At 61.0% G+C, this 22,753-nt stretch carries 22 protein-coding genes; 9 read left to right on the forward strand and 13 right to left on the reverse strand.

Annotation, left to right across the window (positions count from 1 at the left end; all coding sequences use genetic code 11):
- The first annotated feature begins 7 nt into the window (after positions 1-7).
- From KHO07_RS25645 to KHO07_RS25660, 4 genes are read left to right on the forward strand one after another with little or no spacing between them, the layout of a single operon-like run.
- Positions 8-892, forward strand: coding sequence for a type II secretion system F family protein (locus KHO07_RS25645; protein WP_212625868.1), 885 nt, complete (start codon positions 8-10; stop codon positions 890-892).
- Positions 889-1,779: a type II secretion system F family protein gene (locus tag KHO07_RS25650; RefSeq protein WP_212625869.1), complete on the forward strand. Its 891-nt coding sequence runs from the start codon at positions 889-891 to the stop codon at positions 1,777-1,779. The genes KHO07_RS25645 and KHO07_RS25650 overlap by 4 nt, the downstream gene beginning before the upstream one ends.
- A 10-nt stretch (positions 1,780-1,789) precedes the next feature.
- Positions 1,790-2,503 carry a tetratricopeptide repeat protein gene (locus KHO07_RS25655; RefSeq protein WP_150735688.1) on the forward strand — a complete coding sequence of 238 codons (714 nt, stop codon included), beginning with the start codon at positions 1,790-1,792 and terminating at the stop codon, positions 2,501-2,503.
- Positions 2,504-2,515: 12 nt separating this feature from the next.
- Entirely contained in the window at positions 2,516-2,791 is a 276-nt protein-coding gene (locus tag KHO07_RS25660; protein WP_212625870.1) for a DUF3613 domain-containing protein, read from the forward strand.
- Positions 2,792-3,001: 210 nt separating this feature from the next.
- Here KHO07_RS25660 and KHO07_RS25665 read toward each other — a convergent pair whose 3' ends face one another.
- Together KHO07_RS25665 and KHO07_RS25670 are read right to left on the reverse strand one after the other, a co-directional pair.
- The gene (locus KHO07_RS25665) at positions 3,002-3,793 is read right to left on the reverse strand and encodes a response regulator transcription factor (RefSeq protein ID WP_212625871.1); all 792 of its coding nucleotides are present in this window, start codon (positions 3,791-3,793) and stop codon (positions 3,002-3,004) included.
- A gap of 115 nt (positions 3,794-3,908) precedes the next feature.
- Complete coding sequence (locus KHO07_RS25670) at positions 3,909-4,379, reverse strand: prepilin peptidase (RefSeq protein ID WP_212625872.1); 471 nt, start codon at positions 4,377-4,379, stop codon at positions 3,909-3,911.
- Positions 4,380-4,454: 75 nt separating this feature from the next.
- Between KHO07_RS25670 and KHO07_RS25675 the strand changes: the two genes are divergently transcribed.
- Positions 4,455-4,895, forward strand: a complete 441-nt coding sequence (locus tag KHO07_RS25675) for a TadE/TadG family type IV pilus assembly protein (protein WP_150735692.1) — start codon at positions 4,455-4,457, stop codon at positions 4,893-4,895.
- Entirely contained in the window at positions 4,892-7,645 is a 2,754-nt protein-coding gene (locus KHO07_RS25680; RefSeq protein WP_212625873.1) for an ATP-binding protein, read from the forward strand. The genes KHO07_RS25675 and KHO07_RS25680 overlap by 4 nt, the downstream gene beginning before the upstream one ends.
- On the opposite strand, the gene KHO07_RS25685 is transcribed toward KHO07_RS25680, so the two are convergent.
- From KHO07_RS25685 to KHO07_RS25705, 5 genes are all read right to left on the reverse strand, one after another.
- Entirely contained in the window at positions 7,630-9,489 is a 1,860-nt protein-coding gene (locus KHO07_RS25685) for a pilus assembly protein TadG-related protein (RefSeq protein ID WP_212625874.1), read from the reverse strand. The two genes, KHO07_RS25680 and KHO07_RS25685, sit on opposite strands and share 16 nt — an antisense overlap.
- 213 nt (positions 9,490-9,702) lie before the next feature.
- Complete coding sequence (locus KHO07_RS25690) at positions 9,703-10,260, reverse strand: DUF4136 domain-containing protein (protein WP_150735695.1); 558 nt, start codon at positions 10,258-10,260, stop codon at positions 9,703-9,705.
- A 54-nt stretch (positions 10,261-10,314) separates the two neighbouring features.
- On the reverse strand, positions 10,315-10,938 hold the full coding sequence (locus KHO07_RS25695; protein WP_150735696.1) for a DUF4136 domain-containing protein: 624 nt from the start codon (positions 10,936-10,938) through the stop codon (positions 10,315-10,317).
- Positions 10,939-10,950: 12 nt separating this feature from the next.
- The gene (locus tag KHO07_RS25700) at positions 10,951-11,700 is read right to left on the reverse strand and encodes a methyltransferase (RefSeq protein WP_150735697.1); all 750 of its coding nucleotides are present in this window, start codon (positions 11,698-11,700) and stop codon (positions 10,951-10,953) included.
- The gene (locus tag KHO07_RS25705; protein ID WP_056852476.1) at positions 11,700-12,002 is read right to left on the reverse strand and encodes a MazG-like family protein; all 303 of its coding nucleotides are present in this window, start codon (positions 12,000-12,002) and stop codon (positions 11,700-11,702) included. The genes KHO07_RS25700 and KHO07_RS25705 overlap by 1 nt, the downstream gene beginning before the upstream one ends.
- 169 nt (positions 12,003-12,171) lie before the next feature.
- Here KHO07_RS25705 and KHO07_RS25710 point away from each other — a divergent pair, with 169 nt between their 5' ends.
- On the forward strand, positions 12,172-12,465 hold the full coding sequence (locus KHO07_RS25710) for a hypothetical protein (protein ID WP_075947838.1): 294 nt from the start codon (positions 12,172-12,174) through the stop codon (positions 12,463-12,465).
- Between the two features lie 161 nt (positions 12,466-12,626).
- Positions 12,627-13,973, forward strand: a complete 1,347-nt coding sequence (locus KHO07_RS25715) for an MATE family efflux transporter (RefSeq protein ID WP_212625875.1) — start codon at positions 12,627-12,629, stop codon at positions 13,971-13,973.
- A gap of 43 nt (positions 13,974-14,016) precedes the next feature.
- On the opposite strand, the gene KHO07_RS25720 is transcribed toward KHO07_RS25715, so the two are convergent.
- The 6 genes from KHO07_RS25720 to KHO07_RS25745 form a co-directional block, all read right to left on the reverse strand.
- Entirely contained in the window at positions 14,017-14,820 is an 804-nt protein-coding gene (locus KHO07_RS25720; RefSeq protein ID WP_212625876.1) for a DUF4123 domain-containing protein, read from the reverse strand.
- Positions 14,817-16,133, reverse strand: a complete 1,317-nt coding sequence (locus KHO07_RS25725; RefSeq protein ID WP_212625877.1) for a contractile injection system protein, VgrG/Pvc8 family — start codon at positions 16,131-16,133, stop codon at positions 14,817-14,819. The genes KHO07_RS25720 and KHO07_RS25725 overlap by 4 nt, the downstream gene beginning before the upstream one ends.
- A 232-nt stretch (positions 16,134-16,365) precedes the next feature.
- On the reverse strand, positions 16,366-18,279 hold the full coding sequence (speA, locus tag KHO07_RS25730) for an arginine decarboxylase (protein WP_150735702.1): 1,914 nt from the start codon (positions 18,277-18,279) through the stop codon (positions 16,366-16,368).
- A gap of 219 nt (positions 18,280-18,498) precedes the next feature.
- Positions 18,499-18,870 carry a translation initiation factor Sui1 gene (locus KHO07_RS25735; RefSeq protein ID WP_007914613.1) on the reverse strand — a complete coding sequence of 124 codons (372 nt, stop codon included), beginning with the start codon at positions 18,868-18,870 and terminating at the stop codon, positions 18,499-18,501.
- Between the two features lie 176 nt (positions 18,871-19,046).
- Positions 19,047-19,604, reverse strand: a complete 558-nt coding sequence (locus KHO07_RS25740; protein ID WP_212625878.1) for an NUDIX hydrolase — start codon at positions 19,602-19,604, stop codon at positions 19,047-19,049.
- Between the two features lie 3 nt (positions 19,605-19,607).
- On the reverse strand, positions 19,608-20,675 hold the full coding sequence (locus KHO07_RS25745) for a DUF2333 family protein (RefSeq protein WP_150735704.1): 1,068 nt from the start codon (positions 20,673-20,675) through the stop codon (positions 19,608-19,610).
- A gap of 404 nt (positions 20,676-21,079) precedes the next feature.
- Between KHO07_RS25745 and gcbA the strand changes: the two genes are divergently transcribed.
- The gene (gcbA, locus tag KHO07_RS25750) at positions 21,080-22,750 is read left to right on the forward strand and encodes a diguanylate cyclase GcbA (RefSeq protein WP_150735705.1); all 1,671 of its coding nucleotides are present in this window, start codon (positions 21,080-21,082) and stop codon (positions 22,748-22,750) included.
- Positions 22,751-22,753: the final 3 nt, after the last annotated feature.

The raw sequence follows: 22,753 nt of genomic DNA on the forward strand, positions 1-22,753 counted from the left end.
CCACGGCATGCTCAAACCGCTGCTGCTCATCCTCGTTTGCCTGGTCTTGCTCGGACTGTCGGCGCGCCTCCTTTATCGCGGCTTGCGTCAGCCCGGCACCCAGCGCGTGCTGGAGCGCCTGAGTCAGGGGCAACCGGAACGGGTTGTGCAGAAAACCTCATGGACGGCGCTGGAGCGGGCCTTTTTGCGCGCCGGCCTGGGGCGGCCGACTGAACGGATTGGACAGTGGCTGGCGCTCTGGGGGCTGCTGGCTTTAATCGGTGTAGTGGCGGGCGGCTGGATCGGTTTGCTGCTGGCGTCGTTGCTGCCGCCCCTGCTGCTGAGGGTGTTTGTTCAATGGCGTTATCAACGCCGGCTCAAGCGCATGATCGAACAGCTGCCGCCACTGCTCGATCACACGGTGCGCAGCCTGAAATCCGGACGCACCCTCGCCGACGCCGTGCTGGGTGCGATCAATGCCGCCGAAGATCCGCTGAAAAATGCCTTGGGGCGGGTGCAGCGCAACGTGCAGTTGGGCGTCAGCCTGCCCGACGCCACCTCGGACTTCGCCGAGCTCTACGACAAAGATGAACTGCGTCTGTTTGCCCTCGGGCTGAAGGTCAACCATCGCTACGGCGGCAATGCCAGCGAGCTGCTGGAGAACCTGATCAAGATGATCCGCGAACGCGAGCAGGCGGCGCGCCAACTGAGCGCCATGACCGGCGAAACCCGCGTCACGGCGGTGGTTCTGGCGGCGATGCCGGTGGCACTCGCCGGTTACTTCCTGATCTCCAATCCCACGTACCTGCTGGCCATGTGGAACGACGGCTCGGGGCAAACGATGCTGATCGCCGCGCTGGGCTTTCAGGTGTTCGGCTGTGTGGCGCTGTGGCGGATGTTGCGAAGCCTATGAACCCGTCAATGCTGCTGAGCTCGCTGCTGTTTCTGTTGGCATCGCTGATGCTGTTCAGTGTCGTGCTGGAACTGCGTCGGCGTGCTCGCCAGGTGGTGCAAAGGCTGGATGGCAAGCCCCCGGTCGACAACCGCCTCAGCCAATGGCTGCAGGCGCTGGGCAGCAGCCGCGTCGGCCAGCAATCGGTCAGCCTCGATAACGAAACCCAAACACTGCTCAACGCCCTCGGCTGGCGAACCGCACGCAAACGCGCGATCTTCGCCGCGTGCCAGGTGGGTGTGCCGGTGCTGGCACTGGCCCTGAGTGCGCTGGTCCAGGGGCTGTTCTTCCCGCAAGTGGCCAACCCGTGGATCGTCCCGGCGTTCGCCCTCGGCATCGGTTATCTGTTGCCCAAACGCCTGCTCGCCGCCGCCGCCCACCATCGGCAGAAAAAACTGGCGATCGAGATTTCCACCTTCATTCCGCTGCTGCGCATTCTGTTTGAGTCGGGCATGGCCGTGGAGCAATCGCTGCGCGTCCTGAGCAATGAAGGCAAGCAACTGCTGCCGATCCTGACCCATGAACTGCGCCTGGTCTTGACCCGCGTCGACTCTGGTCTGGAACTGGCCGAGGAACTGAACAAGGCCTCGCGCCTGCTCGCGGTGGACGAGTTCACCGACACCTGCGTGATCCTGCAACAGCTGATTCATCAGGGTGGCGGCGCGATGAAATCGCTGCTGGCGCTCAAGCTGCTGCTCGATGACCGGCGCCTGACGCGCCTGCAGGAATACATTTCCAAGATGTCCGCCAAAATGTCCGTCGTGATGATGCTGTTCCTCTTCCCGGCGTTATTGATCGTCCTGGCCGGCCCGGGGCTCACTGCCCTGGCCCGGGCTTTTGCTTCGTAGAGGGATCGTGATGAAAGCAATGATTGCCGGTTTGAGTCTGCTGTTGCTCAGCGGTTGCGCGAGCACCGGTCAAACACCCTGGAGCGCGCTGACCGACTCCGCCAGTTGTGGCAAGCTGAGCTCCGATCAACAGCTGTCGCTGAACCTGGCCGATGACATGGCCAAGGAAGGCAAACTGCACGCCAGCCTGGCCAACCTGCAAAGCCTGCCGGACAACCTCGCCGACGTGCGCCTGCGCAAAGCCAAGGTCTATCGATTACTCGGCCGCAGCGAAGCCGAGCCACTGTACCGTAGCCTGCTCGGCAGCTGCCTGGCCGCCGAAGCCGAACACGGCCTGGGCCAACTCGCCGCCGCCCGGGGCGACAACGGCCTGGCGCAGGCGCACTTGCAACGGGCCTCGCGACTGGCCCCCACCGACGAAAAAATCCGCAATGACCTGGGCGTGGTGTACCTCAACCAACTGCGGGTGGAAGACGCCCGATTCGAATTCCTCACCGCCATGGAGCTCAAGCAGGCCGACACCCTGGCCGCGCAGAATCTGGTGGCGCTGCTGATCTACCAGGATGACTGGAGTCGCGCCGCCGAACTGGTCAGCCGCCTCGGCCTGAGCCCGGCCCAGGTCACCGAGGCCCAGGCCCGCGCGGAAAAACTCAAGACCCCAGCCAAACCCGCCTCGACCGCCGCCGCGCAAGTCGCTGCTGTCACCCCTCCGACCCTTCAGTAGGGAGAACCACGGATGAAACCCGCCACCCTCTGCTGCCTCGGCCTCCTGGCCTTGCCCTTCACCACCCACGCCATCGACCCCGGCCCGGCCTCACCGCAACAACAGGAAACCGAAGGCTGGCTGCAACTGCAAAGCAGCAACGCGGCCGCCTCACAAAAAAAACAGACGGCCACCGCGACTGAACGGGAACTGAGCATGCAACGCTGGCTCAAGAGCTATCAGCATGAGATTCCGGAGTTCTTTGATCAGGATGCCGGGGGGGCGGTGGACAGTGGGTCGGGGCAATAGACCGGGATGGCGGTGCCAGGCAGGCCGCCATCGCCGGCAAGCCGGCTCCTACAGGGATTGGTGGTGTGTGCGGAATTTGTGGGCGGCAGGAATTATCGTGTGAGCCAGCCTGCTGGCGATGAGCGCGGCACATCCAATAGAGATGTTGGCTGTCGGTGCGCCATCGCCAGCAAGCCGGCTCCTACAGTTGATCTGTGTACAAACAAGAAATCAGTGCGCCGTAACCCTCTGCCGCATCCCCGAATTACTAGGCGACAACGCCAACGCAAGCTGCGTCCGATTATGCATATGCGTCAACCGCAAAACCTGCGACACATACAACTTCACCGTGTTCTCGGTAATGCCCAGCTCACAGGCAATCTGATAATTGGTCTGCCCCTTGCCCACCAGCCGCGCCACATCCAGCTGGCGAGGCGACAGCTGATTGAAAATCGCCGGGATCTCCACCCGATCGGCCTCACTGACCGCGCCATCTTCCGAATCCACAGTGCCCGACACAAACGGGGCACGCCGAACCCGGTCGAGGTCCTGATACAGGTCATCGATCGATTCAGACAGGTATTGCAACTTCTGATTCAGATGCCCCAGTTGCAACGTCTTGTGCCGCTCCTGCAAGGCCACTTCCTGACGCCGCAAGCCTTCGAGCAACTCGTCCAGGTCAATCGGCTTCTGGTAGTAATCGGCAATCCCGGCGCGCAGCGCCTTGATCACATCCTGCTTGTCCGCACGCCCGGTGAGCATGATTGCTTCGAACGCACGGTGCTTGCCGGACAGGCGTTGCAGCTCCTGAACCAGTTGAATCCCGTCGAGTCCGGGCATCTGCAAGTCGCAGAGCACCAAACCGATGTCGGTGTCTTCATTGAAACGTTCGATGGCTTCATGACCGGAGTCACATGGAACACAGCGGTAACCGCTTTTCTCCAGAAATTCGCAGAGTTCTTCAACGATCAATGGCTCATCGTCGACCACAAGGACTTTTACTGCCGAGGTACGCTTGTTCACGTGCAACTCCCTGCAAGGTCAAGACTGACCATTCCTGTACCCACAGCCAATGGCTGTACAACTGTTAGTAGTATGAAAGTAGCTGTACTTTTCGACTCTGTACAAATCCGCACGTCTAGCGGAGCCAGGCAAATGTGAGCAATAACCCCACCAACAGAAAGGGCGCGAAGGGTTGTTTTTTTGACATTCCGGGTTGCAGATAAAGCAGACGATCTCTAAGCCCTTGACCGATATGAAGCCAGACTCTTGGCGCCAGCAGCAGCCAACACACACTGGCCAACCCTGCGCCGATAAATACGCCCAATACATGCCGACCGTCGGTCGCGAGCCCCAACGCAATCATGAGTTTCACGTCACCGCCACCGAGCCTTCGCAGCGCGTAACCGGGTAGCGTGAATGCCAGCGCGAGCAACGCCGCCCAGCCGCCCTGCTCCGCGGGCGCGCCCAGCCAGGTGCTGCCGCTCCACAGCAAATACGCCAATGCGAATGCCCCTGCGCCCACGGTCAATCCATTGGCGATGTGTCGTTGTCGTGCATCCTGCGCTGCGCATAGCGTCAGCCAGATCAGTAAGACAATGCTCTGCATCCGGTAAAAAACGTCCGTTTTGGCTGAATGATTCTATGCTGACATTACCTCGTGATGGTCAGGGTAGACGCACTCATGAAAACCAGCCTCCCCCGCAAACAAAAAGGCGCCGCCGCGATTGAATTTGCCTTGGTGTTCGTCATCTTTTTCGCGGTGTTCTACGGAATTGTCACGTACAGCCTGCCGCTGTTGCTGATGCAGTCGTTCAACCAGTCGACCGCCGAAGCCATACGCCGCAGCGTGGCGCTGGACCCGAACACGCCCGGTTATGAAGCGGCACTCAAAACCGTCGTCAAAGAGGAACTGACCCGGCAACTGGCGTGGATTCCTGCCGGGCTGAACTTCAATGTCGATACAGATGCCACCACCACCTACACGGCTGGCGTGCTGCAGGTCAGCATCAATTACCCCACCAACAAATTGAGTGCGGTCATTCCGTTTCTGACGCTGCCCGGGATCGGTAAAGTGCCTGATTTGCCAGCGACGCTCACTGCCAGTTCGAGCCTGCAATTTTGAGTGCCGGCGACAAACTTTTCGGGCGTCTGCTCAATCGCCATCCGCCAGTGCCTCAGCCGCTCCCGGAGCCGCTGAGCGTGCACGGCATCGGCCTGCAGATGCATCTGGATGCCGAAGGGCGCGTGTTGAATTTGACCGGCTCGTTACGGCATGCGCTGGCGCAGCAGACGCCCACCGCGCGCGCGCCGCACCTGCTCGATTTTCTGTTGCCCCATTGCAGCCTGGTGGTCGAGGGCGTGCCTGCTGATTGGCAGGGGCAGAACCTGGATCTGGATTTTTACAGCCTCAGCGGCCAACCGCTGCACCTGCGCGGCTGGATTCAGCCCCAGGCCGACGCCTGGCTCCTGCAATTGCTGGACATCGGTGACCTGCTGGTTGACCGCCGTCAATCGCGTTTGCGCGAGCAATGCCAGTTGCTCGCGGTGCAAATCGGCGAGCAATTGCGCCTGTGTAGCCTGTCGCGTTTACCCGATGTACTGACCGATCACCTGCAAAGCCTGGCCCAGCGTTTTCACATCCCGTGCATCGCCCTGGCGTTGCTCGATGAAGATGAACAGGGCTGGCAGATCCATCAGCACTATGCAGCGTTCGACGCGCCCCGCCTGTGGCAAAACGCTCAGCGCCTGGGCACCGGCCTCGATAGCCTGAACGGCTCCACGCCTCAAGCGCTGATCCCTATTGAACACCCTCGCCTGCAAAGCATCTTTGGCAATGCCGAGGGTTTCGCCGTGCCTTATCACGATGCCCAAGGCGTGGTCGCCTGGCTGCTGTGCGGCTGCTACGCGGTGCAACAACGGGCGCCGGACGTCGGCGAGCGCGACTGGTTGCAGTTTGCCGCGGCCCTCGCCAGCCCCTTGCTGGAGCGCCTGCGCGAGCACCGCCATCATCTGCAACTGGAGCGTCTGGAATCGCTGCAAGCCCTGCTCGGCACGGGTTGGTGGGAGATGTTCAGCGACACCGCTCAGGTGCAGTTGGCCCCCTCCCTGGCCAGCGCCCTGAATCTTGTCGATACACGCTTGCCGTTGCACGACTGGCTTGATCAAGTGCATCCCGCCGACCGTGAAGAATTGCGCAGTCGCCTGCAAGCGTTGCAGGACGAAAGCCTCCCTCTGTTGCTGTGCGTGCGCCTGTATCGCCCCGATGCGGCGACCACCCCGGTCTGGTATCGCCTGCAAGGCCAGGCGCTGGGTGTCGGCAAAAATCGTCGCCTCGTAGGGTTCATGCTCGACATCAGCGATATCAAGAACCAGGAGCAACAAGCGGCAACCGCTCATGCGCGGCTGGACAATCTGATCGCCAGTTCCCCGGCCGTGATTTACGTGCAGCAGTATGTCGAAGGCGCGCTGCAACCGACTTTCTACAGTGACAGCCTGCTGCCGCTGCTCGGCTGGGCGCTCGCCGATTGTGCCGGCGCCGCGCTGGTGGACAAGGTGCATCCCGAAGACCGTGACCGCTATTTCGAACGTAGCCGTTTGCTGTTGCGCGAAGGGTCGGTGCGCGTCCGTTATCGGTTGCGCGACCATCGTGGTGATTACCACTGGATCCTCGACGAAGCCAAGCTGCTGCGTGATGACCTGGGCCTGCCGGTGGAGGCCGTCGGCCTGTGGCTGGACGTCACCGAAGTCACCCTGGCCACCGAGCAAATCAAACAGAGCGAAGAGCGCTACCGGATTCTGGTGGAAGATTCGCCGGCGATGATCTGCCGCTACCGGCCGGACCTGACGCTGACCTTTGGCAACCGGCCACTGGCGACCTATCTGGAGTGTGCGGCCGAGCAATTGCCGGGGGTTAATCTCGGTAGCTGGATGTCAGCGCAACAGCGTGAGTCCTTCCTCCAGCGCCTCAGCCAGCTGAGCCCGGAGTTCCCGGTCAGCACCGCGGAAATCAATCTGCAACTGCCGGGCCGGGAACACGCCTGGTGGGTCTGGTCCGATCGCGGAGTGTTCGACGCGCACGGCCAGTTGCTCGAAGTGCAGGCCGTGGGCCGCGACAACACCGAAGTGCGCCGCGCCCAGCAGCAACTCACGCAAAGCGCGAAAATGGCCACCCTGGGCGAAATGGCCACAGGCCTGGCCCATGAAATCAACCAGCCGCTGAACGTGATGCGCATGGCCATCGTCAATGTGCTCAAACGCCTGAGCAATGGCGAGGTGCAGGTCGACTACCTGACCGACAAGCTCAACCGCATCGACACGCAAGTGCAACGCGCCGCGCGCGTGGTCGACCACATGCGCGTGTTCGGCCGTCGCTCGGAGATCGAACAACACCCGTTCAACCCGGCCCAGGCCATCGAAGGCACGCTGTCACTGCTGGCCGAAGGCATGCGCGGTAAAGGCGTCGACCTGCGCATCAGCGAAACCGCGTTTGAAGTGCAGGTGCGCGGGTATGTCGATCAGCTCGAACAAGTGCTGATCAACCTGATGGTCAACGCGCGGGATGCGTTGCTCGGCAAACGCGAAAGCCATCCTGAATTCAAACCGTGGATTGCGGTGTACGCCGAACGGGACGAGCAGTCGGTACGACTGTGGGTCGAGGACAATGGCGGAGGCATAGACGAGCGCTTGCTGGAAAGGATTTTCGAACCCTTCTTCACCACCAAACCGGTGGGTGTCGGCACCGGCCTGGGGTTGTCGGTGAGTTACGGCATTGTCGAGAACATGGGCGGCAAACTCAGCGTCAGGAATTCCACCGAGGGCGCGCGGTTCTGCATCGAGCTGCCGGTTGTGCCGGCGGATCAGATCACCAGGTAGGCTTTGCCTGGCTGACCACAGCTCAGGTTGCCACTGACCTGAATCTTGCCAACCTCGATGCCCAGCGTCAGCAATACATTGTTCAATAGACTATCTAGCAATGGACTGAGGATATTACTGAGCGTCGTGACCAGTAGCGCCAGCACCTGATTAACCAGGCCAAGCAGTGTATTGAACACCAAACCCAGTAACACGCCTGGATTGAACGTCGGGGCATGAACGATCAGTTGTATTCCACTGACCGCTTGAGACATCCCTGCCACAGCGTTGGAGGCTGTCAATGTATACGGCGGCTCAGATCCCGGCAGACCCACTTTGGGCGGGTTGATGAAGGTGTAATTAGCAGAATTTTGCAGCGCCGGGCTATCGATCCTGATATCCGCCCCCCCACCAGCGTAGGCTGTACGCGCGCAGCTTGGGCAGGATTTGTAGCCAATATCCAGAAGCGGCAACGGCGCTACTGTCAGCGCAGCCGTGGACGATGCCCAATCCGAATTGACTCGACCGACTCTCAACCTGGCGAGTTCGGTTGTCGTTCTGGCCGTCAAACTTTTGTTGGTGTCGCTGATGCAGGTGTAATCGGTGACATAGCTATTACCTCCACCTGCCTCAAGACTGATATCGAGGTTGGGATTGGGGAGTACCCGCAAATCTAGACCAAGCAATCCTGTGACCAGTGATAATAGATCCGTCACGACACCCACCAACGTGGTCGCCAAGGATAGATCCACAGTCACCAGTATCCGGACCTGTGCGGTACGCACATAAATTTTGTTGACGCCCAATGGGTCGAGCTTTGCCAATGCCGGGTTACCAATGACCGAGAACTGCGGCGGTTCAATCACTTTGATTTGCGCGGTAGCTCCCAACCCCAGGCCCAGCAGGTTGACAGGCAGGTTCACCGCCAGCGCATTTTGGCTACTGCCAAACTGAACAAGGCCCTGGATCAGTTGGAACACGTTCAAATCCGCATTCAACCCAGAAGCGCCCCCGCCAGTCTGGAGCTTCAGGAAGTCACCCAAATGAACGGTGGTGGGGCTGATGGCGGCCGCGGCCAATGCATTGAGCCCTGTTATTACTTCAGCCGTTGCACCATTGCGCAAAGCGACCTTGGCGGCGGCTTTTATCAACTCGCCGATGGTGACATCAGCGGTCAGCAGTTGCTCGTAATTACCCGCCGTAACGCCGAGATCGATCGCCAGTTGATTCAAGTACTCAAGCAAATTGAGGTGGGCCGACAGCAAGCCATTCCAACTGGCAAGCGTCAGGTTCACCGAACTTCCGAGCAGTGCTGAAAAGAGCGGGTTCAACAAACTGACATTGGCGACGGTACTTCGAATACTCAGCTGCGCGAGCGCAGGTGAGGGCAATGCGGCTACGGCTGTTGCCTTGAGTTGCTTGCCGAGACTCACTGGCGCACCGGAAAACAGATTCCAGATACCGACAGCGACGCTGGCGTCAACGGTGTTGCTGGCTATCACCCGGACAGCCGACGATTTGCCCGCATCGACGGTGAAAGCGCGCAAGTTGTCGGCGCCTGTCAACAGGGATCCGCACTCGGTAACAAGCGTTCTGTCGCCATTCACAACGAAACCATTGCGAGCCGCACTTTGCGTCGCAAACGCAGCGGCACTCAACCCGGCCACGCAGTTACCGCCACGACTGACAGCCTCCAGGGCAGCAACATCCGCCACCCGTTGCAGCTTTCGCTGCTCCATGTACAGCCTGCCGGTATCGATCACCAGCAGCGTGAACCCCAGCGCCAGCGCCAGGGTGCCGGCCGCCATCAAACCGATTGCCCCCCGTTGCCGGGCCGGGCCGCGAAACTGCATGCGGGGGGACATGGCGCACTCCTTTGCCGGCGCGTTGCCGAGCGCAACCTCCATAGGTAAAAACAGTGTAGACAAGGGTTGGCGAGGCTGCTGGCAACTCGCCATTTCTGCGACCGAAAAACAACTCGAGCCTGCTCGCGATAGCGGCGTGCCAGTCGACACAAATGCTGACTGATACATCGCTATCGCGAGCAAGCTCGCTCCTACAAGGTTTGCCTGGTGTTTTTACCTGGGTGGATAGTTGGCCAGGATCCGGGTGACGGTTTCGCGAATCGCATTACTGCGATCCGTAGGATTTGGCGTGCGGCTGAGCATCTGTTCGTCGCTGCCGCGCCACACCAGTTTGCCGTCCTTGCCGTCGAGCAGGTCGATCTGAAGGGTCGCCACCTTGTAGTTAACCAGACGGGTTTCGTTGTACATCGGCGCGCCCCAGTAGCCGTTCCACGGGTTACCCCAACCGCCGCCGTAGTTGGTGGTCACCTGTTGCTGACGCTCTTCGACAATCAGGTAGGTCTGCACACTCAAGTCACCCTTGGCGCCGGCGGCAGCCTGGCGCAACCCGCGCTGATCCAACTGTTCGCTGACCGACTGGCGAATGCGTTGCTCAGTCAGGTCGCTCTTGATGCGTGGGTCATCGGGGCGATATTGCAAGACCGGTTCTTTCCAGCTCCAACTGCGATAGGCCGCGAAATCGCGGCTGGCGTCGAAGTCATGATTGACCTGGTTGGCGGCGCAGGCACTGAGCAGAGCGATCACTGCCAGTAAAGCGAAACGGCGGAACATGATGATTCTCCGGTTGAAGACATGAACCTGCGAAAGGCTTCTTATCTACAGAGGCTAACTGGGAGGATACGCCGACATGGCCTTTTCTACAGCCTCCCGTATGGCATCCACTTGCTGGCTCTGGGTGCCCCGGTTGCTGGTTTCCGCGCTGGAACTCCACACCGGCTGGCCGCTTTGCGCATCGAACAGATCGACACGCACCACCACGACCTGTTCCTGGTAGGTGCGGATGATCGGTACTGTGGCATAGGCGCCGCCGTAGCCATTGTTGTAGCGGTTGTAACCGCCATAACCGCCGTAATAGCCACCGTTGTAATAATCGTCCCGAACCTGACGCAAACGGGTTTCCATGCGCAAATCGGCGCTGACGAACAAGTCCGCCGCGCGATTGTCATGCAACGGGCGCAAGCCACGCTGATCAAGCGCGCTGCTGACCGCTTCGGCGACCTGGGCCGAATCTGCCCACGCGGTGCCCGGCGGCATCTCGCCGTTGAGCCAGGCCCAGCTGCGGTAGCGCCCGTAGTCACGCGGCGGTGCCGGGTAGGCGCTGCGGTCAAAGGTGTTGGCCGCCTGCGGTGGCGCCGGCGGGATGGGTTTGGAGGACGCCACATACGGGTTGCTGCCCTGACAGGCAGCCAACCCCAGACACAACAACAGCAACCCTGAACGAGTTTTCATTTCGCGCTCCGATCAGACCGGCCGGCAGATCCAGTGCAAGTAACGCCCAAGCCCGGCAAAGCTTGGGTGGCGACGGTGGGCCAGCTCCATTTCCAGCAAGTCCACCAATTCGGCGCGGGCCTGGAACTCCACCGGCATGTAATCGTGAAAAACCCGCACGCCACTCTGGGTTTCGACCTGCCACAGACCTTCAAGTTGCGCCGCCAATTCCCGTGGATCAAGGGGTTGTTGCGGGGTCAGACTCTGCTTCTCGCCGGCCATGTCGTTCTTGCGCATCTTACGGAAATGGCCCTTGAGCAAATTGCGATAAATCAACGCATCGCGGTTGTAGAACGCCAGGGAGAGCCAGCCATCGGCCTTGGTCAGTTGATGCAGCACCGGCAGGATCGCGTGGGGTTCGGCCAGCCATTCCAGCACGGCGTGGCACAGCACCAGGTCGTAAGGTTCGCTGAGTTGGCCCAACAGGTCCTGCCACGGCGCCTGAATGAACGTTGCGCTCTGCCCGGCTTCGGCGAAGCGCTGGCGGGCGCCTTCAAGCATCGGTTCGGCGGGCTCGGCCAGCGTCACCTCATGCCCGCGCTCGGCCAGCCACAACGACATGTGGCCCAGGCCGGCGCCGATATCCAGCACTCGCAGCGGCCGGTCCGGCAGGGCCTCGGCCAGGTCGGCCTGGAGCACCGCCAGACGAATTGCGCCTTTGGCACCGCCGTAGATTTTTTCTGCGAAGCGGGTCGCCAGTTGATCGAAATGACGGTCGCTCATCAGCTGAATCTCCGCTCGCTGTCGGCCAGTTTGCTGCGCACCACGTCATTCATGTCCAGCCCCAACTCCCCGCACAGCAATAATAGATAGAGCACGATGTCACCGATTTCCTGGCCGGCATGGGCCAGTTTGTCCGCCGGCAACTGCCGCGACTGGTCTTCGGTCAGCCACTGGAAAATCTCCACCAGCTCGGCCATTTCGACACTGGCGGCCATGGCCAGGTTTTTCGGGCTGTGAAATGGCTGCCAGTCATTGCGGTCACGGATGGCGTGCAGGCGTTCGGTCAATTCAACAAGGTTCATCGGGCTCTCCTGAAGGCGTATAGCTTCGGGGGGATCACAGGTGAAGGCAAGTGACAAAGATCGGGCGGCAGGCTCGCGCCCACAGGACATGCACAACACTCTATGCTTGTGGGGAACTCGCCACCGCGATCCATGGCCCAACGCTCGAACTTATCAGGACGATCATTCCATGCAGGTAGAAGGTTTTTTCGAATGGCTCGGTCAGGCCCTCGGCTCAGTCATCCGTTTTATCGTTGACGCCCTCAGCGGCCTGTTCCAGTTGGTGAGCCGCGCCAGCAGCAATTTTGTCGAAGGCTTGTCCCGGGCGCTGGGCATGGACACGTCGATCATCAGCATCGCCATCCTGATCCTGGGGTTGTTGTTGCTGTGGTCAGCGATCCGCGCGTTCATGAATGCGTCGATCATCATGGGGATCATCTGGTTGATGCTGGGGTTGTGGTTGCTCAGCTGGATCATGCACTGACACCCTCATTTCCCTGTGGGGGCGGGCTTGCCCGCGATGACGGCAGTCCAGTCGATATTGATGTCGCCTGACACGCCGCCATCGCGGGCAGGCTCGCCCCTGCATCGGATCGCGGTACATGCAGATGTGTCGCTACAATGCCTGCTCCCCAAGGAGCCTGCATGTCCAAGCTGATTGCCGACTGGCGCGACCGTCCTACCCATCGTCGGGTCTGGGCGCTGGCCGCGCCGATGATTCTCTCGAATATTTCCGTACCGCTGGTGGCGCTGGTCGACAGCACCGTCATCGGTCACTTGCCCCATGCCCATCAGCTCGGTGCCGTCGCGGTCGGCGCCAGCCTGTACACCTTCCTGGCCTGGGCCATGGGCTTTCTGCGCATGGGTTCCACCGGGTTTGCCGCCCAGGCTGCCGGGCGTGGGGATGGTGCGGCACTGCGACAGATTTTGTTGCAGGGCCTGTTGCTGGCCATGGGACTGGCGGTGGTGCTGGGCGCCGTGGGCGTGCCGTTAAGCGGGGTCGCGCTGCATTTCATGCAGCCGTCGGCAGAACTGGATCAGATGACCCGCGAGTTTTTCCATACGCGGTTGTTCGGGCTGCCCGCGGCGCTGGCCAGTTATGCACTGGTCGGCTGGTTCCTCGGCACGCAAAACGCCCGCGCGCCGCTGGCGATTCTCCTGAGCACCAACCTGGTCAACATCGCCCTGAACCTGTGGTTTGTGCTGGGCCTGGAATGGGGCGTGGTCGGTGCCGCCCGGGCTTCGGTGATCGCCGAATGGACCGGCGCGCTGATCGGCCTGTTGATGACCCGTCAGGCGTTGCGCGCCTACCCCGGCCATATCGTCTGGGCGGCCTTGGGCTGGTGGCAGAGCTGGCGCCCGTTGCTGGCGGTTAACCGTGACATTTTTATCCGCAGCCTGGCCCTGCAATCGGTGTTTTTCCTGATCACCGTACAAGGTGCGCGATTGGGTGACGCCACTGTCGCGGCCAACGCCCTGCTGCTCAATGGCTTGCTGCTGACCGCCCACGCACTCGATGGCCTGGCCCACGCCGTGGAGGCCCTGTGCGGGCATGCCATCGGTGCCCGCGACCGCGAGGCGCTGCGTCGTTCTCTGGTGGTGGCTTGCGGCTGGTCGTTGCTGGCAAGCCTGGGGTTCGCCGTGTTGTTCCTGTTTGCCGGACACCTGTTCATCGCGATGCAGACCGACATTGCCAGCGTGCGCGATACCGCCTTCGTTTACCTGCCTTACCTCGCCGCGCTGCCATTGATCGCGGTCTGGAGTTACCTGCTCGACGGCCTCTTCATCGGTGCCACCCGTGCCCGTGAAATGCGTAACGGCATGCTGCTGACAGTGGCCTTGCTGGTGCCCTTCGCCTGGGCGCTGCAAGGGCTAGGCAACCACGGCCTGTGGCTAACCTTTCTGTTGTTCATGTTGCTGCGCAGCCTGACCCTCGGCGCTATCGCCTGGCGCCTGCGCCGCAACGATGGCTGGTTCGCCCGCGCTCATTGAGCCGCTGTCGTGCTGGGTACTGGTGCGACGTCAACCTCGAGCGTCATGCCCGGGGATCGTCGCCCTGCCAGCGGTTGCGCAGGTTATCCAGGCGCTCCTGTTGAGTGTTGCCCAGCAGCGGCAACCGGGGCGCGGCAACAGGGTATTGCAAGCGCAGCCACAACCAACCGTCCAATACCGGCCGTTCGCTGAAACCCAGCGCCAGGCCCTCCTGCAGATGCGACCACAAGCGGGAATAATCAGAGCCGGTGGCCTGGCTCCAGTGCCAGGCATGATGCTCCAGCAGGCAGGTTTGCAGGGTTTCCCGTTGCCGCGGACTGAGGTCCTCCTCTTGCGCCAAAGGGCGCACGGCCAGTCCCGGGTTAAGCAACTGCTGCCAGCCCAGACTGCCGATCGCCCGGTCAGCCCAAGTCCCGCCGAACCAACGCAATTGGCTGACCGGGCCCAGCCAGCGTGTCAGCTCCCCGGCATCGCAGGCGTCGAAAAAGTAACTGGCGGTCTGCGGGTTGTAGAAGCTCAGCAAGGCCCGATGATGCAACCCGAACGAGACTGTCAGCATGCGCCGCAAGTGCGCGAGCAATGTCGTCGCGCCAGCCTCACTGGTCAGCAGCAAACCTCGCCACTGCCGCACATCGTGTCGGCAAGCCTCTGCCAGCGCCGGGCAGGTGCGCAGGTCGATCAACAGCGGACCGTGATCACGCAAGGCATGCCATTCAGTCCCCTCGAACAGTGAAAACTGATTCGCCTGCGCCAACGTCTGTTGCAAGGTCACACTCGCCTGCGGTGCGCCCGGTCTGTCCAGCAGCAACCATTGCGCAATCGCATCGGGCATGTGCACGTCGGTCATGCGACTCCGCTCCGGCCTGATTGCGTCAATGCCCGACAGGTACAGAGCGCCTGCGCACAATGATTGAAGCTACCGCCACCGGGCAGCAGACAGAGCAATAACAAGGGCTCACCTGAGCGCAGCCAGTCCTGCACGCCTTCGGGTGGGTCTTGATCGCGGGTCGACGCCTCCGTCGCTTGCTCTTTCATCACACTCGCGTGAATGACCCCGGTAATCAACGGCTGGTCCGGATCGCCTTCGATAAAGCTCACCACCACCTCCGCACCCTCGCTCAATGGCCCGACGCCGGCTGATGCAAGCTCCGGCGCCAACGGCAACCAACAGTGGCTCGGCGCCGCCCCTTCGCCCTGATAGAGCCAGTCAAACTGCACCGCCACCGGTCGGGATGGATCAGGCCGGTCTTCATCGACATCCACCACCCAGGCACGCTGCAGGCTGTGCATGCGGGGTTTGACCACGCAATGCGGTGGTTCGAACGGAGCTTCGCAGTGGATCGCCCGCACATGGTTGCTGTAAGGCACCAACCAATCCTGGCTGCCCTGATGCTCAACGTGAGTGAGTAACCACAAATGATTCCACTGGCGCACGGGATGACCATACAACGGCATCAGCTGACCACTGCGCAGCGTCGCCAGATCCGAATGCCCTTGTGCGCTCTGCAATGTGCTGTCCACGCAACGTTGCACTTCGAATCGACGCAGCGCCGGTTGATTGCCCTCGGCGCGAAAATCAACCGCCTCCCTCTTGCAGAAATGCCCTTGGCCATCGGCAAACACCACGCAGTGCCCATGCGTCCGGTGTTCGAAGTGGTAATGCAGCCGCTGCTGGGCGCACAAACGTTGAATGAATTGCAGATCCGATTCGCGGTACTGCGTGCAGTAATCGCGCAGCGGGTAATCGCGCTCCAGTTCGAAGCGCCGGTTCTGGCCGACAATGCCGTGCTCCTTGAGCACCTGATCGAGAATCTGCGGCACCGTCCTGGCGCTGAAAATCCGCTGGCTGAAACGCTGGGCCAGGCACGCCAGCCTCGGACCAAGACGCACGTGACAGAGCCTGAGCGTTGACCCATGGTCGCGCTGGACAAGTTCCTGCAACTGGCCATGGATACTGTTTCCCTGCGGCCCGAAATGCAGGGAGGCCGAACGGTACAACAGGCTGGCGAGGTCGAGCGCCGGGTCTTCGACCAGCAATTGCAGGTCGAACACGAAGGGCTCGCTGATGGCTTCTCTACCGGTAAAGGCCAGGACCTCGAAGGCGTCGGACAGACCTGCTACGTCCAGACGAAATTCAGGTTCGTTGACTGGATCGAACATCGGCGATTCTCTACAGGAGGGGCGGCCGGGGATTCTCGCCGAGAGACATGGCCGAGTAGAGAGGCGAAGTACAACTTAGGAAATGACCTACGCGAAAAGAAGACCAAATGACTTGGATAGCCGAGGACGTAGGCCGTTTCGCTTGGAAAAAGAGAGTCGCCGCACCAGGTAATCTGAAATTTCCGCAGCGAGCGGGAAATTTTCAGACAACCTGATGAGCGTGGTGCTTACCTCAGGAAGACAGGTAAGACGAACGGGTCAGCCCCAGGCGCAAGGCATCGAGGAACTGGGTGCGCTCGGAGGCACTGATGCGGGCACTGGCGCACTTGTCGCGGTAGTGGGTCATCAGCTCTTCCGGCGACAAGTGCACGTAACGCAGCATGTCTTCGATGGTGTCGTGGGTTTCGATACCGGCGTGGTACACGCTGCCGTCGGCGTTCTGGTAGATGTTCACCGAATCGGTGTCACCGAACAGGTTGTGCATGTCGCCGAGAATTTCCTGGTAGGCGCCCACCAGGAACACGCCCAGCAGGTAGTCCTCGCCTTCATTCAAACCGTGCACCGGCAGGCTGGTTTCGATGCTCTGCTCGTCGACGTACTGGTTGATCTTGCCGTCGGAATCACAGGTCAGGTCCTGCAGCACCGCCCGACGCAGCGGCTCTTCGTCGAGACGATGCAACGGGATGATCGGCAGCACCTGGTCGATGGCCCAGGTGTCCGGCAGGCTCTGGAACACCGAGAAGTTGCAGATGTACTTGTCGGCCAGCTTGTCGTTGAGTTCGTCCAGCACCTGACGGTGGGAACGCTGACGCGCCTTCAACGAGTTGTGCAGGCGACGGCACACGGCGAAGTAGCATTGCTCGGCCAGGGCTTTCTCGGCCAGGGTCAACTTGCCGTCGGCGTACTGGGCCGCGACATCGCTCATGTAGTGCGTGGCGCGCCAGTAGGTTTCGGTGACCATCTCGATATCGGTCGGACCCAGCAGGTCCACCAGCCACTGCACGGTTTCCGGCAGCGCTTCCTTGTTTTCGATCTGCGGCACGTCGTCGTTGTGTTTCTCGACGTCAGTCACCTGGATCACCAGCATGGCGTGGTGCGCGGTCAGGGAACGGCCGCTTTCGGAGAAGATGTTCGGGTGCGGCAGGCTCTGCGCGTCGCAGAACTCCTTGAGCATTCCGACCACGACACCGGCGTAGTCGTCCATGTCGTAGTTGATCGAACTGGCGTTACGCGAGTGCGTGCCGTCGTAGTCCACGCCCAGGCCACCACCGACGTCGATGTGATCCACCGGCAGGCCGAGGTTGCGCAGTTCGCCGTAATAGCGGATCGCTTCCTTGAAACCGTGCTGGTAGTCGGCCAGGTTGGCGATCTGCGACCCCATGTGGAAGTGCAGCAGACGAATGCCCTGGTCCAGACCGGCCGCGCGGAAGCGCTCGACCACCGACAGCAACTGCGCCGCCGACAGACCGAATTTGGATTTCTCGCCACCGGTGTCCGCCCACTTGGACGAGGCCAGGGACGACAGACGCACGCGCAGACCGACCTGAGGCTTGACCTTGAGCGAGTTGGCTTCTTCGATCACCAGGCCGACTTCGGATTCTTTCTCGATCACGATGAACACGTTGTGGCCAAGCTTCTGGCCCATCAGCGCCAGACGAATGAATTCGCGGTCCTTGTAGCCGTTGCAGACGATGGTGCCGCCCTTCGGCGCCAGCGCCAGCACCGCCAGCAGTTCTGGCTTGGAGCCGGCTTCCAGTCCGATGGATACGTTCTGGGTGGCAATGATGTTCTCGATCACCGCTTCCTGCTGGTTCACCTTGATCGGGTACAGCGCGGTGTACTTGCTCTGGTATTCCAGGCGCTCGATGTTGGCGTCGAACGCACCCGTCAGCTGACGCACGCGGTCTTGCAAGATGTCGGGGAAGCGCACCAGCAATGGCAGCGACAAGCCGCTCTTGCGCAGTTGGTCGACTTGCTCGAACAGGTCGATGGGCGAACTGCTCGGACCGTTCGGACGAACTTCGACGCGACCGGCGTCATTGATCGCGAAATACCCGGCCCCCCAATGGCGAATCCCGTAAACACTGCGGCTGTCCGCAACTGTCCATTGGCTACCATCGTCTTTGCGTGTGCGTCGTACGGACATCGAAGTCCCCTATAAAGAAGTCATAGTGCGTCGCCTGGATTCAGGCCGGCGCAGTCTAAAGAATGAAAATGACGGTTCGTCAACGAGGGGGTAGACCCCGCCGACCGCAACGAGTTTAGAAACCGGTCATGAACAGGCTCTGTGAAAACCATGGTGACGACGCCAGGCCTGAAGGCAATCAGGGCTGGATCAAGCCGCAGGTGGTTTTCACAGAGGCTGCTAGCCGCCGGACTTCTTCGCCTTGAAACCGTGTTTGATCAGCTCCGCCAAGAGTAGCTCGACATGATCGCCCTGGATTTCAATGATCCCGTCTTTCAACGCCCCGCCGGTACCACAGCGTTTCTTCAACGTCGTGGCCAGTTCCTTGAGCGCGTCTTCAGCCAACGGCACGCCGGTGATGGTGGTCACCGTCTTGCCGCCACGGCCCTTGCTTTCGCGACGCACGCGAGCGATGCCGTCGCCGGCCGGGATAACGGTCTGTTTGCAGATGCAGGCGTCCACCGGTTTACTGCATTCCGGGCAATGACGACCTGCGTCGGTGGAAAATACCAGGCCACCAAGGGCGGCGAAGGATGCGGCTTTTTTGGCCACCGGCAATCCTCTTGGGAGGACAAAGACTGGTCGCGGCACTCGGGAAGTGCCCTCGACCGCGAAGCCCCACTCAGGCAGGGGCAGCGCTACTGAGCCAGGCAATACCGGTTCAGCTTGAAAAGGTCGCGCAGTGTAACGGCAAAAACGCCGATTGCTAAGAGCCAATCGGCGCCAATTTATGCCTCTTTTGCGACGTCGTCGCCACGTGAGCGCAGATAGCGCTTCAGCGCGGCCAAAGAGTCCGGGCAGTAAGGCTTTTGCCCGATTTCGCGCATGACCTGATCGATGGGGATAAAGCGCGCTTCCAGCACCTCTTCCGGTTGCAGGATCAACGGGCCATCCCACACCGCGGAAAACGCCGAACACCACAGGCGATTGCCGGTGTCCTCGAAGAAAAAGTGGTCATGGGCCGTCAGTTCCACGCCACTCACGCCCAATTCCTCTTCCAGCTCCCGGGCCGCCGATTCGGCGTAGGTTTCGGTCGCCAGCACCATACCGCCCGCCGCCACGTCCCAGTAGCCTGGATAAATAGCCTTGCTCAGGGTGCGCCGGTGCACGCACAACTCACCGGCGGAGTTGAACAACATAATGTAGGTGCCGCGGCCGATCAGCCCGCGCTCGCGCAGATCGCTGCGTACCAACGCGCCGAGCAGGTTGTCCTGTTCATCGACCCAGGCGATTTGTTCGGCATCCGAGGCCGCCCGGTGGGCAGCCTCTTTGGCGCTATCGACCATGATTCAGCCCTGATTCAACAGCTGACGCAAGTCGATCACCGCCGCGTTGGCCCGGGAGATGTAGTTGGCCATGACCAGCGAGTGGTTGGCCAATACGCCGAAGCCGCTGCCATTGAGGATCATCGGACTCCACACCGGTTCCTGCGACGCTTCCAGTTCACGAATGATCTGACGCACGCTGACCGTGGCGTTCTTCTTGGCCAACACATCGGCGAAGTCGACTTCGATAGCGCGCAGCAAGTGCGACAAAGCCCAGGCCTGGCCGCGAGCTTCGTAGAACACGTTATCGATCTGCATCCATGGGGTTTCGACGACTTCTTCGTCGACCTGCGGCGCCACACCCGGGACCACAACCTCGGTCTTCAGCGCGGTGTTGAGCTTGACCCGGCCAACACTGGCCGACAGGCGTTGCGACAGCGAACCCAGACGTGTGCCCACGTCGCCCAGCCAGTTGTTCAGGTTGTCGGCGCGGGCATAGAACAGCGCGCTCTTCTGGTTCGGATCGGACAGACGCGCCTGATAACGGCTCAGGGAATTGATGCCCTCCTGATACTCGGACTCACTGGATGGCAGCACCCAGCTCTTGTTGTCGAAGTTGAAACGCGGCTCGGCCTTGGCCAGATCGGCGTCTTCGGCGGACTGCGACTGGGAGCGGGCGAAGTCTTTGCGCAACGCGCGGCTCAGGTCGCGGACCTGTACCAGCACGCCATATTCCCAGCTCGGCATGTTGTCCATCCACAAGCCCGGCGGGAAGCGGTCGTTGGAAATGTAGCCGCCCTGCTTGGTCAGCAACGTGCCGGCAACGGTCTTGAGGGTTTCGACCGTGGTGTAGCCGACCACCATTTGCTTGCCTTCTTTCTCGGCAGCCATTTGTGCAGTCTGCTGCACCGGGAACAGTGCGGGTTCCTGGCTCCAGTACCAGCCCAGGGCAATCGCCACCAGCAGGTAGAGACCGATCAGCGTGGCCAGCGCGCGGCTGAACAGCAGGCCGCCCAGATAACTGCGGGTGGCCGACTTCGGTTCGGCGGCACGTTCAGGCGCACTGCCTGCGCGGTTTTTCCAGTCCAGCATGGCGATATCCTTTCAATCACTTGAGTTCATCGGTTCGACCACAACCATACAACAACGTGCCTTTGCCCGGCACCCGCCGTTGCGTGGATACGGAAAATTACCGCGTCAGCGGACAAAAAGCCGTTTCGGGAAACCTGTAGGAGCCGCATCAGGGAATCCCCTAGCCCAGCCCCCCTGAAAATCAACCTGCAACTGGCGAATCACCACACCGCTTGCGCAACCACTGTGGATGGGGCTCTACACCGCCACCACGTCGACTTTAAAGGCCAAAACCGACTCATCGGTCACAAACTGAATCGGGTCGCTTTGCAGATTATTGACGTACAGCACTCATGTCATCGCAAAGTGGTGCTAGCATAGAGCCACCATTCGATCTCAGCGTCCCCCCTAATAGTAGTCAGGATATGACCGAGCCAGAAGATCCCAACCGCGAGCGTCTCAAGCACCACTTTGCCCAGCGGGTCATTCATCAGGCACGTCAGATTCTTGAGATATGGCAACGCCTGCAACGCAGCGAGTGGTCCATCACCGATCTGTCGGAATTGAGCGAGGCCAACCTGCGCCTGCTGCGCTTCGCCGAGCGTTTCGAACAGCCGGAACATACGCAACTGGCACGCCACATCAGTCAGTCACTGGAAGCCGTCGACGCCAACCGCGGACGCTTGAGCAGTAGCCTGATCACTGACCTCAACCGCTTGATGCAGCGCCTTTCCCGCACTGGCCTGCGCCATGGCGACCAACTCGACCAGACGTTCCTGCCGCCGCTGCGCAAGCCGATCTACGTGATGCTGCAGGATCACGACCGTGGCGAGCGCCTGGCCAAGCAACTGGAATTTTTCGGGCTCAGCGCCCAGTCCCTGGACAGCGTATCGGCGTTTCGCTCTTCGATGGTCGAGCGCCTGCCGGCGGCGATTGTCATGGACGTCGACTTCAGTGGCCCCGGCATCGGCCTGAAACTGGCCGCAGAAGCCCAGGAAGGCCTCGATCATCAACTGCCGCTGCTGTTCTTCAGCCTGCACGAAACCGATACCCCGACCCGACTCGCCGCCGTGCGTGCCGGCGGCCAGGAATTCCTCACCGGCACCCTCGAAGCGTCGAGCCTGCTGGAGAAAATCGAAGTCCTGACCTGCGTGGCCCAGTACGAACCTTATAAAGTGCTGATCATCGACGACTCGCGCGCCCAGGCCCTGCACACCGAGCGCCTGCTCAACAGCGCCGGGATCGTCACCCGCACGCTTATCGAGCCGATCCAGGCCATGGCCGAACTGGCGGACTTCCAGCCCGACCTGATCATCCTCGACATGTACATGCCGGCCTGCACCGGTACGGAACTGGCCAAGGTGATCCGCCACAACGACCGTTATGTCAGCGTGCCGATCATTTACCTGTCTGCCGAAGACGACCTGGACAAGCAGCTCGACGCCATGAGCGAAGGCGGCGACGACTTCCTGACCAAGCCGATCAAGCCCCGGCACCTGATCACCACCGTGCGCAATCGCGCGGCGCGGGCGCGTAACCTCAAGGCGCGGATGGTCCGCGACAGCCTTACCGGCTTGTACAATCACACCCACATCCTGCAACTGCTTGAAGACTGTTCGTTCCGCTCCCGACGCGAGAACAAGCCGCTGAGCTTTGCCATGCTCGACATCGACCACTTCAAGCGAGTCAACGACAGCCACGGCCACCCCATGGGCGACCGGGTCATCAAGAGCCTGGCGCTGTTTCTCAAGCAGCGCCTGCGCAAGACCGACTTCATCGGACGATACGGTGGCGAAGAGTTCGCCATCGTCATGCCGGACACCGACCTTGAGGCGGCCTACAACGTCCTCGATGAAATCCGTCAGCGCTTTGCCGAAATTCACTACCCGGCCCAACCCCACGACCTGTGGTGCACCTTCAGCGCCGGTGTCGTGCAGCTGTGTGAAACCTCCGACAGCCTGTCGATGGCCAGCCAGGCGGATGAGGCGCTTTACCGTGCCAAAGGGGCCGGTCGCAACCGTGTCCAGGCCGCGGAGACGTCAAAGCAAAGTGCCACTTTTTCATCGCAATTGACCCCTACGGTCATAACCTTGTAATAG

The sequence above is a fragment of the Pseudomonas sp. PP3 genome, from assembly GCF_905336995.1.
GTDB lineage: Bacteria > Pseudomonadota > Gammaproteobacteria > Pseudomonadales > Pseudomonadaceae > Aquipseudomonas > Aquipseudomonas reinekei.